The sequence below is a fragment of the Marinifilum sp. RC60d5 genome, assembly GCF_052400665.1.
In the GTDB taxonomy this organism is placed as follows: domain Bacteria; phylum Bacteroidota; class Bacteroidia; order Bacteroidales; family Marinifilaceae; genus JBQTGK01.
In genome coordinates this window covers 459,938-474,531 of sequence record NZ_JBQTGK010000001.1, presented here as the reverse complement: position 1 = coordinate 474,531, position 14,594 = coordinate 459,938, and the positions used below count along the sequence as shown (strand labels likewise).

The following is a 14,594-nucleotide window of genomic DNA, read 5'->3' as shown; positions in this document are numbered from 1 at the left end:
TTAGTTTTCGCTATACCATTTTATTTCACGGGTAAATGCATCGAAGTATCCTTTTTTAGTTACCTCTGGCAAACTACTTTGTGCTTTCGAAAGAGAATTGAATTTTTGAAACGTATACCTCGATAATCCATCATTACCTTTGTATAAAGATAAATTATCTTCGCCCAGATTACTAAAATAATTTAGGGGACGGGAATTTCTTAATGCCATTACCTGAATGGTATAGAAGCTATTGTTTTTAGTACCCTTATTGTTATGCAGTATTGCTTCTCCATGCAAGGATCTTCGTACAAAAGCATCCCAGTATCCATTTTTTAGAACACTGCCTAAATCGCGGATAGCTTTGTGTTTTGAAGAATAAGTTTTGTAGGTATATCGGTATAAACCTGTTTTATCGGCATACATATTAACTTTTCCTAAATCGCTAAAATAAGCAAGTGGGCGAGGATTTCTTAAGGCCATTACCTGTATCGTATAAGTCGATGATTCCTGATATTTCATACCTGAATATAGTAATTGATCGTTTATAACGGTTCTTATGAATGCATCCCAATATCCCATGCGAATGAGTCTATTCATTTCCTTAACCGCTTCGCGATAGGATTTAAATTTTCGATACGTATATCGGGTAAATCCATCGGTTCCATTAAAGACTTTTACATTATCCAGATTATCGAAAAATTCAGCTTCGATTGGCAGATTTAGTGCCATTATCTGTATGGTATAGTAGGTTTCGCCTCCCGATTTTTCTTTTACCAAATTGTTTTCTGATAAAATTCGAATGGTAGATGTTTTAACTCCTTTTGCAAGCAGTTGTTTTTGTGCTTTGGAAGCTTCTTTGTAATTTTTAAATTTTCCGTAGGTATAATGGTAATTCTTATCCGGACCTTTTGTTTCTATAACACCATCCAGATTATCGAATAATTTTTCTTGAGGTGAAGTGAAATTACCCAAATCTAGAGTAAAAGCTAAATCGCCTGTTGCTATTGCTTCAACTTTTGTATTTATTTTTTCGGAAGCTGTTTCTTTAGTTGTCTTTGGTTTGGTAACTGTTTTAGTAACAGGTGTTATTGTATTCTTAACAATTGCTTGTTTTTCCTCTGGTTTGGCAATTACAGGCTTAGTATTCAGAACAAGACTGTCTTTACTCATTTCATTAATAATCTTATCGATAGTTTTATTTGCAGGTTCAGTAAGGATACTATCTTTAGCCAAAGAATCAATAAATTCTTTATTATCAGGAATTGAATCTGTTTCTGATGATAAACCACTTACTTCATTTAATTTACTTTTTTCAAAATCAATTAATTCAATAGTTTGAGGATAATCGGGCTCATCTTTTGAACGCAAAGTAAGCGGAAGCAATGTAATTACACTATGATTTTCTTTGTTGGCATAATTAACCGGAATATTTAAAATTGTGCGCAAAGTTCTGTATCCTTCGGCTACAATTTCCAGATTGTATTTTTTGCCTGCTTCAATTATAAATAAAAATTTTCCATTTGCAGTGTTGGGTGTATAAATACCTATAGTTTGCTTATTATGGCTTACAGTAATTTTAGCATTTCCTACTGGATCACCATTGGTAGTAATAATTTTTCCTTTTAAAACGAATAAACCAGCTTGTTCGGAGTTTGGTGTTTTAATCAGGAATATATCTGTTCTTCCTAAACTTCCCTTCCTATGAGACGCAAAGTAAGCTCTTCTTCCATCGGGAGTGGGGGTGTAGTAAATATCATCATCAGTTGAATTAATCGGATAACCAATGTTTATTGGGCTTGTCCATCTTCCTTTACTGTTTATACTTTTAAATATATCTAAGCCACCCATTGTTTTATGTCCTGCCGAACTAAAGTAAAGTGTTTTTCCATCAGGATGAATAAAAGGTGCATCGTCGTCGTATTCTGTATTTATTGCAGGTCCTAAATTTCGTGCTTTTCCCCATTTGCCGTTTGGAAGAAGCGTAACGGTATAAATATCCATTCCACCATATCCTCCCGGACGATCGCTTGAGAAAAACATGGTTCTTTTGTCGGCCGAAATTGAAATGTGACTTTCCTTACTTTTTGAATTGATATTTGAACCTAATTTTTTAGGTTCAGACCAGTTATTTCCTTCTAATTTACTAACATAGATATCTCCACCTTCTGAATCTTTTCGATCAATAAAGCCAGCTTTGTATATGTATAATTCTTGTCCGTCAGCCGAAATTGATATGGATGCATCGTGATCGTTCGTATTAAGTTCAGCAATGCCTTTGGGTGTCGACCATGAATCATTAACTAAATGTGTAATGTAAATGTCTTCAAAATACTGACCATCACTATCTAATTTACTTCCTGTGCCATTTCTTCTTGATGTAAATACCATTGTACTTTCATCGGCAGTTACTCCAGGGCTGTGTTCTGCAAACTCAGAATTAATTTTATTACCTAAATTAACAATTGAAATGTCGATTGGCTTTTTTACTAACTCCAATCCATTTTTGCACATTTTTACTTCTCTCTGAATTTCGTTTCTAAAATCAATATTTTGAGGAGAGATAATCTGTAATAAATCTTTAAAAACTTTTAAAGCTTCTCTAAATTGATAGTTGGTATGATAGGCTTTTCCCAAATTAAAGTAAACATCTATGGGAACGTTATTTTTTGAACTTGTATACTGTATTGCTTTTTCAAGCAGAGCAACCGATTTTCCTTTTTCGGAGATAATATTTAAATAACAAACTCCTAATTTGAAATTTAAATTTGTATTTCGGGGTGATTGATCTAATAGCTCTTTATAAATTTGAGCAGCTTTAGTAAAATTTCGGTTGGCAAGAAGATTTTCGGCAATATGATATTGTTTTTTATTGCTTATTTTTTGCTTTTTTGGACTTGCGTTAAGAGTGTAGGCATTACACACCCCTATTAGAATAGAGAATGTAACCAAAAAGAAGACCTTTAGAAATGAAGGACTCTTTTTTAATTTAGGGTCTGTTGGGCAGTTAATATGTTTTAAATTAATTAACAATAACTTAAATATAATAGATACAGCTTAAATATCAATAGAGATTCAACAAAAAATACCAATTTGTTGATAAAAAAAGGTATTATTTATCATTTACTTTAAAAACCTCATAAAAGTAATCATCATAAAAGTACTTTTGGTCTAATCTTGAATAAAATTTTATTTTTTTTGAGTAAATGTTTACTAATATACAATAAAAAGCCATTGAAGAGTATTCAATGGCTTTTTTTATGTTTTATTTCTGATCAAATATTTCTATTTGTATCAAAGTTCTCAAGATTTTCAGCAATTCTTTTTAGAAACATTCCGCCCAAAGCACCATCTACAACTCTATGGTCATAAGAAAGAGATAGCACCATGATATTACGAATTCCAATGGTATCGCCATGTGGAATTTCGATTACTGCCGGTTTCTTTTTAATTGCTCCAATTGCTAAAATTGCTACTTCGGGCTGATTAATAATTGGTGTTCCGGTTGTACTCCCAAAAGCACCTAAATTTGTTATTGTAAAAGTACTTCCCTGTATCTCATTAGGAGTAAGTTTATTTTGTCTTGCTCGGTTTGCCAAATCGTTAACTGTTTTGGTTATTCCGACTAAATTTTTTTCATCGGCCGATTTAATAACCGGAACAATTAGATTGCCACTTGGCAAAGCTGTTGCCATTCCTATGTTAATAAATTTTTTGCGGATAATTTTATCTCCATCAACCGAAACGTTTACCATAGGATAATCTTTAAGTGCCTTGCTTACAGCCTCAACAAAAATCGGAGTAAAAGTTAGTTTTTGACCTTCTTTTTTTAAGAATTCATCTTTTATTTTATTTCTCCATTGTACTAATGCAGTAACATCCACATCAATAAATGAGGTAACATGTGGGGATATTTGTTTGGAGCTTAGCATGTAGTTAGCAATTAACTTGCGCATACGATCCATCTCGATAATTTCAACATTATCGCCACTATATGAAGCTTGAATAGGAGAAATAGGTGTTGAGATTTTTGGACTTGCAGAGATTGTTTGTATTGTTGGTTCAGATTTTTTATTCTCGATGTATTTAAGAATGTCTTTTTTTGTGATTCTTTTATTTTCTCCTGAACCTTTTATTAAACTTAATTCTTCAGAGCTAATATTTTCTTTTTGTGCTATCGTTCGAACCAATGGAGAAATAAAAGCTCCACTTTCGGTTTTATTGTTAGGTGTAAGTTCTACAGAAATTTCTTTTGCTATTTTTTTTGGAATTTGCTTTTTAACTTCAGGTATGGCATCTAAAGGTTCTGCGCTTGGTTCCTCGCTTAATTCTTCTTCTTCGGTAAGAAGTATGGCAACTACATCACCAACCTGAGCTGTTTCTCCTTCCGAAAAAAGAAGTTTAGCAATTTTCCCACTTTGTGGAGCAGGTATTTCGGAGTCTACTTTATCGGTTGCAATTTCTAGAATCGATTCTTCTTCCTCTACAAAATCGCCTTCTTTTTTTAAAAATTGAGTAATGTTTGCTTCTGTGATTCCTTCCCCCATAGCAGGAATCATAATTTCTATTTTAGCCATGTGTGATTGTTTTTATTGATACCCATTAAGATAGGTAAAGCTGATGGATATTTAAAATTGAAAATCAATCTAAATATGAATCAATGTTAATATTGTTTGTTGTTTTTATTTAGTCTAAATACTATGCGAATTTACTAAAAATAGATAAAAAGACAAACGTGTCTGTAATTTGTAAATGGCAATTTATTGATTACACAGAATTATCAAAATAATAAAAATATGCTAAATGTTAAGATGGTTTTCTAAAACTATGTTAACTGCAAGGCGTTTACTGTAGGTTTTGATCGAAGGGAGTTCTGAGGAGAATCGATCGGCCGAGTGTAATTTCATCGGTATATTCCAGTTCATCGCCAATGGAAACTCCTCTGGCAATTGTTGTAATATTAATATCGAATTTATGTAGTTTTTTAAAAAGGAAAAAATTAGTTGTATCACCTTCCATAGTTGTGCTAAGAGCCAGGATTACTTCTTTCATTTTTCCTTCTTTTGCCTTGGCTACTAGCGGATCAATTTGTAAATCACTGGGACCAATTCCGTCCATGGGAGATATAATTCCTCCTAATACATGATAAATTCCATTGTATTGCTGAGTTCTTTCAATCGACATTACGTCTCTAATACTTTCTACTACACAAATGGTTTCATGGTCGCGCTTTGGGTTCGAACAGATATCGCAAACTTCGGTATCTGAAATATTGTAGCAAGAAGAGCAATGCTTAATTTCGTTGCGCAGTTGAATAATTGATGAGCCGAATTTATTAACATCCTCTTTTGGCTGATTTAATAAATGCAAAACCAATCGCAATGCCGTTTTTCTGCCAATTCCTGGTAGCTTTGAGAACTCAGAAACGGCATTTTCAAGAAGTTTAGAAGGAAAGTTGGTATAGCTCATCTGTAATCAATTCAATTGTATGTCCAAAAGTAATAATTTATGCGAGAATAGAATTGTTTGGCTCTATTTTCGATGCTTTTACGGGTGAGTTTGATTAACCAAACGCTTTACTTATTTTTGATTTTCATTTAAAAACATAAATACAGTGACTCCAATTACGATACTTCTTGTTGTTTGTGGCTATTTCGTACTATTATTATTAATATCTTATTTTACTGGTCGTAAGGCTAATAATAGTGGGTTTTTCGTTGGAAATAAACAATCGCCATGGTATGTGGTAGCTTTTGGTATGGTAGGAGCCTCGCTTTCGGGTGTTACTTTTATATCGGTGCCAGGTTGGGTAAAGTCGATTGATTTTACCTATATGCAAATGGTTTTTGGATATATGCTTGGATATATTGTGGTTGCCAACTTATTATTGCCCCTTTATTATAAATTAAACCTTACCTCTATATATTCTTATTTAGATGGTAGATTTGGCAGAATATCCTATAAAACCGGAGCCTTGTTTTTCTTGCTTTCGCGTACCATTGGTGCATCTTTTAGGTTGTTTTTAATGGCAAATGTATTGCAAATAACTGTTTTCGACGCTTGGGGAATTCCATTTGCTGTGACAGTAATTATCACAATTTTGCTGATTTGGTTGTATACTTTTAAGGGAGGAATAAAAACCATTGTTTGGACCGATACTTTGCAAACACTATTTATGTTGTTGGCTGTTGGTGTTAGTATCTATTTAATAATGGATAAGCTACATTTAGATATATCGGGTTTAAGCGAAATGATAAGTAAAAGTGATTACTCGCAGGTGTTTGAATTTGATGATTGGAAAAGTAAGCAGAATTTCTTTAAGCAGTTTTTTACGGGTGCATTTATTACTATCGTAATGACAGGATTAGATCAGGATATGATGCAAAAAAATCTCAGCTGTAAAAATTTGGGCGAAGCTAAAAAGAATATGTACTGGTATGGATTTGCCTTTATTCCTGCTAATTTATTGTTTTTAATTCTTGGAGCATTATTATTACTTTTTGCTCAGCACGAGGGAATTGCAATTCCCGAACGTGGCGACGATTTGTTTCCATTGTTAGCAACTCAGCATTTAGGTCCTGTTGTTAGTTTATTTTTTCTGGTTGGACTAATGGCTGCAGCTTATTCCAGTGCCGATTCGGCTTTAACCTCTTTAACTACGTCGTTTACGGTAGATATTTTAGGGGCTGATGAGAACGATGAACTAAGAACCAAAAAATTACGCCGGCACTCGCATATTTTATTTTCGTTTTTGCTTTTAATTGTAATCATGATTTTTAGAGTGATAAACGACGATTCGGTAATTGCAGCTATATTTACCGTTGCCGGATATACCTATGGCCCGCTGCTTGGTTTGTATGCATTTGGTATGTTTACAAAATATCAGGTAAAGGACAAACGGGTGCCTTATGTAGCCATTCTTGCGCCAGTTATTTGTTATGTGTTAAAAGATAATTCATTGGCTTGGTTTGGTATTTCTATAGGGTTTGAATTGTTGATGATAAATGGAGCTTTAACCTTTTTGGGGTTATTTTTAATAAGTAAAAGGAAGAAAAAATGAATATCTTAGATGGGTGTTTATAAAAAAAATATCAAATGAAAAAATTTCTACTTTTATCTATTATATTCTTTGCCTTTTCGAATGGAAATCCGGTGTACCGAATTTTCAAGGAAAATGGAAAGCCAATTAAATATCAGAAAATGATAAAGCAGATTGCCAATGCTGATATTATTTTATTTGGTGAATTGCATAATAATCCCATATCACATTGGCTGGAATTGCAAATCACTAAAGATTTGTATGAAATAAAAAGAGAGAATTTAGTGCTGGGTGCTGAGATGTTTGAAAGCGATAATCAGAAATTACTAACTGCTTATTTAAAAGGTAAAATTGACAATAAAATGTTTACCGATTCGGCTCGATTATGGCACAATTACCAAACCGATTATAAGCCGTTGGTCGATTTTGCAAAACAGAAAGAATTGCATTTTGTAGCTAGTAATATTCCGCGAAGGTATGCTTCAAAAGTTTTTAAAGGGGGGTTCGAAGTTCTAGACAGCCTTAGTCTGAGAGAAAAATCTTTAATTGCTCCTCAACCTATTGCTTACAATGCAGAATTGTCGGGATATAAATCGATGAAAAAAATGGGAATGCATTTGAGCTCTGAAAAACTGGATAATTTTCCTAAAGCACAAGCGATAAAAGATGTTACTATGGCGCATTTTATTCTTGCTAATTTTAAGAAGGGACAGCAATTTATTCATTACAATGGAGCTTATCATTCGAATAATTACGAAGGAATTGTTTGGTATCTGAAACAAAAGGATCCGAATTTAGAAATTGCGACAATTTATACTGCAAGTGCCGATAAAATTAGAAGAGTGAGCAAGGATCTAAAAGCTTCCAATACATATACAATTGTGGTGCGTGATGATATGACGAAGACTTATTAATTGTAATTTGATTAATACTGGCTACATTTCTGTATTTTGTTATATTTGTTGCTCTTAACTTAAAGCTAATAAAATATGAAGTATAGTTTTTTAATCCTACTATTTGCCTTTTTTGTGTCGTGTGATATTAGTAGTAATGATACTTATGAATCAGAGGAAGTTGATTATGATTTCACAGAGCAGAACGAAGCAGCTATAGCTGCTTACGTTAAAGAAAATAACTTAAATGCAACGCGCAGTGAATCGGGTTTGTATTATGTAATTGATGAGGAAGGAACCGGAGAACAACCAATATCAACATCGAATGTAACAGTTTCTTATACAGGATATTATTTAGATGGATCAAAGTTTGACGAGAGTGGAACCAATGGTGTTGACTTTTATTTGAATAAAGTAATTGCGGGTTGGACCGAGGGGATTGCTTATTTTAAAGAAGGAGGAAAAGGAACCTTATTAATTCCTGCTCATTTAGGATATGGTAATTACGATTATTATACAATTCCAGGAGGTTCTGTTCTTGTTTTTGATATAGAGTTAATCTCTGTAAATGAATAATATTAAACTACTTTTTAAAACATTAACCAGATGAAAGACTTAAATCACGCACTTGAAGCTAATCAGGTAATAGATATTGTTTCGAAGTATATCGATCTTTCGGTTATTCCATATAGACAAGATAAGCGTTCTGTTGTTCGTGTAGATACGAGAAATCCAATGTATGGTGGTAATGGAATTGTTTATCTTTTACAAATGTTCGATGAGGATGAATTGATTAATAATCGAATTGGTTGTTTTATGGTTTTTTTAAATAAAAACGATCAGGCCGGATTTCATAATCATGGTCCAAGAGGTGAGGAAGAAGTTTATGTAGTGATGCATGGACAGGGAGAATATTCCGATAAAGATGGAGAAAATGGAGAAGTAAGAACACATAAAATTAAGAAAGGAAATATTACTGGAATTAGTAATGATGGTTTTCATTCGGTACAAAATACCAGTAACGAACCTCTTATTATATTTGTGATAACAACCAATATGGCTTAACAAATTTACTACCTACAAAGAAAGGAACCTTTGTAGGTTCCTTTCTTTGTGTAGTGTAGTTTTTTCAATTTAGCGTATTTATTACGCCTCTATCTCTTTGCTTTCTATATTGTATTTTTTATAATTATAATAGGCCATAAGGCTAAGTGCTAATACAATTGCAATACTGTAATATACCCAAATAGGTATTGGTACCGGATCGCCTTTGGCATAAGAGTGCATTCCTGCCAAATAATAGTTTACACCAAAGTAGGTCATTAAAATTGTACTATAACACCATACCGACGCAATATTAAAAGTGTAAATCGATTTTAATCCAGGAATAAAACGCATGTGCAAAACAAAACTGTAAACCAGAATACTTACCAATGCCCAGGTTTCTTTAGGATCCCAGCCCCAATAGCGTCCCCACGATTCGTTGGCCCATATTCCACCAAGAAAAGTTCCTATGGTAAGGAAATATAATCCTATGGTCATAGTCATTTCGCTAATGCGGGTTAAATTGTTAATGTTTACTTTTAATCTATTTTTATTGTCCTTGTTTTGTAGGCTAAATAGTATAAGATTAATTAATCCTAAAATTGTAGCTAATGCCAAAAACGAATAGCTCGATGTTATAATGGCAACATGTATTGTTAGCCAGTACGATTTTAAAACAGGAACCAGGTTGGTAACTTCAGGACTCATCCAGCTTAAGTGAGCTACGAATAGAGCTAAACCTGCCAGTATTGCCGTTGCCGCCAAAGCTAAATCGGATATTTTTGCAAAAATAAACCCTGCAAGCAGACATCCCCAGGCAATAAAAGTCATAGTTTCGAATCCATTACTCCAGGGAGCATGTCCCGAAATGTACCAGCGCGCAGCAAGACCACCGGTGTGAAGAATGAAACCCGCTGCTAAAACAACAATAGCAATTCTTACAATCCAGCGAATAGGAAATGCTGGCTTTAAAATGTGTACGATTAAAAATATGACTAAAAAGAATCCTATTGCAAGATAATAGGGAAACAGACGTTTAAAAATATTGATATCGTAGTACAGAATCTCAATTTTTTGTCTCCCTTCCGACGGCATAACTTCACTACCAAATTTTTTCTGATATTGTTTAATGCCTGTGATATAGTTGTCGGCATCGCTTAAGTCGTTTTTATACAAAGCCTGACCAAGCATAATTACCGATTTTTTTATAAAAAGAGAATCGGCACCGGTAAAGTTAATTTCTGTAGTAGGAGCTAACCATTCTCCCAGATTATCGTTAGGGTTTGGGAAAATTTTAAGAAAGTCACCTGTAAATACCATGTAGGAGATATTTACTCGCTCATCGACTAAAATAATTTCTTTGTCGTATTTTGTTCTATGTACAGGTTTTTTTGAATAAGAGTCTTGTACTTTCTTGCTTAGTTTGTATTGACTTTGATCAGTTAAAAAGTCCATGAACGAAGCATATTTACCCGAAATACCTAATTCGTTAGCTAATTGTTTATCGCCAACTTTTATTATGGGTACTCTTTGCCATTCCTGAGGATTGGTAACCATACTCAGAAAAATTTGTTCGGAAGGGTAGCCATGAAAACTTCCTTTTTTTGTAATTTTTCTTATTACATCGCTGGCAAGTGTATTCATAGGTTCAAATCGGCCTCCTTTATCTTGCACGATAATTTCTCCAAAGTTTTTGGCTTGTTTTAAGGGAACAAGCTTAAAATCTTGCGCTGATGCAGAAAAAATACCTGAACCTATTAAACAGGCCAAAACAGTTAAGGTTTTTATCTTTCTCGACTGTTTGCCTAAAAGTTTAAAACGGCTATTTTTATTAAATAGCGACCAGGCCATTCCTAACATCATTATGGCATAACCAAAATAAGTAGTCATCATGCCCCAGTAATCATGATTAACAGAAAGGATAGTTCCTTTTTCGTCGGTATCATAAGATGCCTGAAAAAAACGAAATCCATTATGCTTAAGAATATTATTCATGTAAATGCGATAATCTTTTTCTAACGATTTTTCAGTGTCGTATAATGTTACTTCACTGGCAAACGAAGATGGACTATTTGATCCAGGATATCGTTCCAATTGGAAATCGTTCAATTTAATCGAGAAAGGAAGGTCGATAATCTTAGATCCATAGGCAATAGATACATTCACATCACCAAAACTTACTGTGTTGGCATCACCCACATAGTTATTCTGTCCTTTAACAATTAACTCTTTATGAGTATTGTCTTTTTTTACGTCGAATACCAATATGCTCGGTGCATTTTCATCTTCACCCTGCATGTATTTAAAAACTGCTGAAGGATAAAAGTTTTTGATTACAAGTTTAATGTCGCCTGTATCGTATAGTTTTTGTGATGAAACTACATGCCATTCATTTGCTTCCATTGCAATAGGATTTCCTCCCATCATGCTAATTTCCTGCACCGGTACTGGACTTTTCATTCGTAAGCTATCGGTATAATCAAAAACGATAGCTTTAGAATTGGAATTATTCCCAAAAGCTAACATTTGATTTCCAAGTACGCGCATTCCATTGTATTCCATTGTGAAGTTAAGCATGCCACTCATACCCGAGTTTCCCACCGATACCATTTCTAAAACAGGAGCTCCACCAGCCGACTGCATCAATGTAGTTTTTGCATTCGGAATAAAAGTCTTAAGATTAATTTCTACCTTACTATCTCCAATAGCGAGTTCTTCATTATATTTTGTTTCTGTTACTGTCGTAAATGCAATTTGCTCGCTTTCGCGGATATGTTTCCCATTTTTTTCAAGAATCACATCAATAAACGATTCAGAACTAGTAATTTGATTGCTTGTTTGTCCTTCACGAATATGCATGTTTCCCTCGTAGCCAATATAACGAGTAACTGCTGATCCAATAAAAATTATAATAAAGGCTGCGTGAAATAAGAAAACAGACCATTTTTCCCTTTTGTAAAGTTTATATTTAATAATGTTGGCAATTAAATTGGCTACAATTATCGATAGCATAATTTCAAACCAAAGTGCATTGTACACAAGGGCTTTTGCAGCAGGAGTTCCAAAGTCATTTTCAATAAAGGTTGCAATTCCAATGGAGAAAGCAAATAGTATGATGAGAACTCCCATTGTTTGCATCGAGAAAACGAATTTTAAAAACTTATTCATCTGTTATTAATTTATGTCCACTTTTTGAAGAAAAGCAAGCCTTATTTTGTCCTGCCCATATCAACAATTTAAATGGTGTTGTGTGAGTAATTTGTGTTATAATGCGGTTTATGTAAACAGCTTTATTGTAAATTGGAGTTCAAGATACGCTTTTCTTTATAAATTAAAAATGGGCAAATTATTCTTATTCTCATTGTAAATTTTGTTGTGTTTTAAGTCGATAAAATGTAACTTATTACATATTAATGATTTTGGGGATAATATTTAGGTGTTTCAGTTCAAAATTCCGATTTCGCGTATCAATTTTTAAAAATCAAAGAGTTTAAATGGTATTTTTATTAAGATCAGAAATAAATTACAAGTCTTTCATGCATTGTTTAATGCGAATGAATCGGCTGAGAACCAAGTATAGAAAAGGATAAAAAGGTATTAAAATTTAAATATAATAAATTTAAATTATCTATTAATCTTGAATTAATTCAATAAATGGTCTAGTATTGTATTGTTCTGTATCAATTATTGGATTGAATAACAGATTTTTAAACTAAAATCTAATCTACCTATGAAAAAACTATTCCGCTTACTATTTGTCCTGTTTTTAGGCTTGGTGCCAACATTAGTTGTGGCTCAGCTTACTTTTACAGGAGAAATCAGACCTCGAACCGAATATCGGCATGGTCTAAAATCACTTTTTAATTCTACCGACGATGCTGCCTTTGCTACTTCGCAGCGAACTCGTTTAAATTTAGGATATGCCGAAGAAAAATTTCGTGTAGGTTTATCTGTTCAGGATGTTCGTACTTGGGGTGATGTTAAGCAATTAAACATGTCTGATAAAAATCAATTGATGCTTCATGAAGCTTGGGGAGAGTTAATTTTTAATGAAAATATTTCATTAAAAGTTGGTCGTCAGGAATTGGTTTATGACGATTCAAGAATATTAGGTAATGTTGGATGGGCACAGCAAGCCAGAAGTCACGATTTGGCATTGTTAAAATTTAAAACCGACGAAAAAGGAAAATTTCATGTTGGGTTTGCTGTTAATAATGATTCTGAATCATTATCAAGACAATTATATACTACCAATTATAAAAGCATGCAGTTTGCATGGTACAACAGAAAATCAGATAAATTTGATTTTAGCTTGTTATTTATGAATGTTGGACAGGAGAGAGATGCAGATATTACTGAAAATGAAGATCGTGATACCAGATACAGTCAAACTTTTGGTACATATATGAATTATCGCCCAGGTAAAGTTTTATTTACCGGTTCGTTATATGCACAATCAGGAAAAGATGATGGGAATAATGATTTAAGTGCTTACATGTTCAATTTAGGAATGAAATTTCCTGTTGCCGAAAACTGGAAAGGTAATGTTGGAGTGGAGATGCTTTCAGGTTCAGATTACGATGGGGTTTCTAAATCTCGTATAAGTTCTGGTAATGATTCGTTTACTCCACTTTTTGGAACCAACCACAAATTTAATGGTCACATGGATTATTTCTTTGTTGGAAATCATGTTGGTAGTGCTGGCCTTACAGATATTTATGGAGGACTGAACCATTCTAAAGGGAAATGGTCGTTTGCTTCGGCAATTCATTATTTCGCAACTGCAGCAGATTTATACACAGGCGTTGAAAAACAAGATAATTATTTAGGTACAGAAATAGATTTATCGGTTGGATACAATTACTCAAAAAGTGTATTGCTTAAAGCTGGCTACTCGCATATGTTTGCTAACGATTCTATGGAAGCATTAAAAGGAGGCGATAGCAGCGAAACTCAAAACTGGGGATGGGTAATGCTTGTATTTAAACCTAACTTCTTAAAATAATAAGCAAATCCCACACATCTAAACTTTGGCTAATGAGAAAACTATTCAAATTATTAACACCACCTCCTAAATGGAAATTTCCGGTTTATGTAGCGCTTGGGATTTTCTTTGGATTGGGATTTTACGTACTTTATTTATCTAAAGCAGCGTCTTACCTTTCCGATGCTCCCGAAACCTGTGTAAATTGTCATGTTATGGCTCCTCAGTATGCTACCTGGGGCCATAGTTCGCATCGCGAAGTTGCAACATGTAACGATTGCCATGTACCGCACAATAATGTCTTCAATAAATATTATTTTAAGGCTAAAGACGGATTGCGTCATGCTAGTATGTTTGCGTTAAGAATGGAGCCTGAGGTAATCTTCATTCTGGAGGAAGGCAAAGAGGTAGTTCATAATAACTGCGTCCGTTGTCACAGTCAGCAATTAACAGACCCAAAACTGGCATCAAGAGTGCCAAACCATGCTCATAGTACTCAGGATAGAGTATGTTGGGAGTGCCATAGAGAAGTTCCTCATGGTAGAGTTAACAGTTTATCGAGTGTTCCAAACGCAAGAGTTCCTCTTCCCGAAAGCCCTGTACCAGAGTGGCTGCAGGAATACATGAAAGAATCTAAAGTAGAAAACGAATAAAA

The 14,594-nt window shown here is 33.8% G+C and carries 10 protein-coding genes; 6 read left to right on the top strand and 4 right to left on the bottom strand.

The features are described 5' to 3' along the window. The 3 genes from ACT3CE_RS01845 to recR all read right to left on the bottom strand — a co-directional run bounded on the left by ACT3CE_RS01845 (position 1) and on the right by recR (position 5,448). Positions 1–2,931 carry a hypothetical protein gene (locus tag ACT3CE_RS01845; RefSeq protein ID WP_444708064.1) on the bottom strand — a complete coding sequence of 977 codons (2,931 nt, stop codon included), beginning with the start codon at positions 2,929–2,931 and terminating at the stop codon, positions 1–3. A 323-nt stretch (positions 2,932–3,254) separates the two neighbouring features. Further along, entirely contained in the window at positions 3,255–4,556 is a 1,302-nt protein-coding gene (locus ACT3CE_RS01840) for a dihydrolipoamide acetyltransferase family protein (protein WP_444708063.1), read from the bottom strand. Positions 4,557–4,824: 268 nt separating this feature from the next. Beyond that, on the bottom strand, positions 4,825–5,448 hold the full coding sequence (gene recR, locus ACT3CE_RS01835; protein WP_444708062.1) for a recombination mediator RecR: 624 nt from the start codon (positions 5,446–5,448) through the stop codon (positions 4,825–4,827). Between the two features lie 145 nt (positions 5,449–5,593). On the opposite strand from recR, the gene ACT3CE_RS01830 reads away from it, so the two are divergent. The 4 genes from ACT3CE_RS01830 (at position 5,594) to ACT3CE_RS01815 (ending at position 8,976) form a co-directional block, all read left to right on the top strand. Then, positions 5,594–7,039: a sodium:solute symporter gene (locus ACT3CE_RS01830; RefSeq protein WP_444708061.1), complete on the top strand. Its 1,446-nt coding sequence runs from the start codon at positions 5,594–5,596 to the stop codon at positions 7,037–7,039. A gap of 35 nt (positions 7,040–7,074) precedes the next feature. Next, on the top strand, positions 7,075–7,932 hold the full coding sequence (locus ACT3CE_RS01825) for a ChaN family lipoprotein (RefSeq protein ID WP_444708060.1): 858 nt from the start codon (positions 7,075–7,077) through the stop codon (positions 7,930–7,932). Between the two features lie 75 nt (positions 7,933–8,007). Further along, positions 8,008–8,487 (top strand): FKBP-type peptidyl-prolyl cis-trans isomerase, encoded by a 480-nt coding sequence (locus ACT3CE_RS01820; RefSeq protein ID WP_444708059.1) that lies wholly within the window; start codon positions 8,008–8,010, stop codon positions 8,485–8,487. 30 nt (positions 8,488–8,517) lie between these two features. Next, complete coding sequence (locus ACT3CE_RS01815; protein ID WP_444708058.1) at positions 8,518–8,976, top strand: hypothetical protein; 459 nt, start codon at positions 8,518–8,520, stop codon at positions 8,974–8,976. 81 nt (positions 8,977–9,057) lie between these two features. Here the strand turns inward: ACT3CE_RS01815 and ccsA are convergent, their stop codons facing one another. Further along, positions 9,058–12,123, bottom strand: a complete 3,066-nt coding sequence (ccsA, locus tag ACT3CE_RS01810) for a cytochrome c biogenesis protein CcsA (protein WP_444708057.1) — start codon at positions 12,121–12,123, stop codon at positions 9,058–9,060. A gap of 562 nt (positions 12,124–12,685) precedes the next feature. Between ccsA and ACT3CE_RS01805 the strand changes: the two genes are divergently transcribed. Beyond that, entirely contained in the window at positions 12,686–13,960 is a 1,275-nt protein-coding gene (locus ACT3CE_RS01805) for an alginate export family protein (RefSeq protein ID WP_444708056.1), read from the top strand. A gap of 32 nt (positions 13,961–13,992) precedes the next feature. Beyond that, positions 13,993–14,592, top strand: a complete 600-nt coding sequence (gene nrfH / locus ACT3CE_RS01800; protein WP_320118407.1) for a cytochrome c nitrite reductase small subunit — start codon at positions 13,993–13,995, stop codon at positions 14,590–14,592. Positions 14,593–14,594: the final 2 nt, after the last annotated feature.

Excerpts from the sequence above, each read along its gene's own strand:
- recR (WP_444708062.1), bottom strand. The coding sequence starts at position 5,448 with ATGAGCTATACCAACTTTCCTTCTAAACTTCTTGAAAATGCCGTTTCT.
- ACT3CE_RS01805 (WP_444708056.1), top strand. The coding sequence starts at position 12,686 with ATGAAAAAACTATTCCGCTTACTATTTGTCCTGTTTTTAGGCTTGGTG.
- ACT3CE_RS01840 (WP_444708063.1), bottom strand. The coding sequence starts at position 4,556 with ATGGCTAAAATAGAAATTATGATTCCTGCTATGGGGGAAGGAATCACA.
- nrfH (WP_320118407.1), top strand. The coding sequence starts at position 13,993 with ATGAGAAAACTATTCAAATTATTAACACCACCTCCTAAATGGAAATTT.
- ACT3CE_RS01815 (WP_444708058.1), top strand. The coding sequence starts at position 8,518 with ATGAAAGACTTAAATCACGCACTTGAAGCTAATCAGGTAATAGATATT.
- ACT3CE_RS01820 (WP_444708059.1), top strand. The coding sequence starts at position 8,008 with ATGAAGTATAGTTTTTTAATCCTACTATTTGCCTTTTTTGTGTCGTGT.
- ACT3CE_RS01825 (WP_444708060.1), top strand. The coding sequence starts at position 7,075 with ATGAAAAAATTTCTACTTTTATCTATTATATTCTTTGCCTTTTCGAAT.
- ccsA (WP_444708057.1), bottom strand. The coding sequence starts at position 12,123 with ATGAATAAGTTTTTAAAATTCGTTTTCTCGATGCAAACAATGGGAGTT.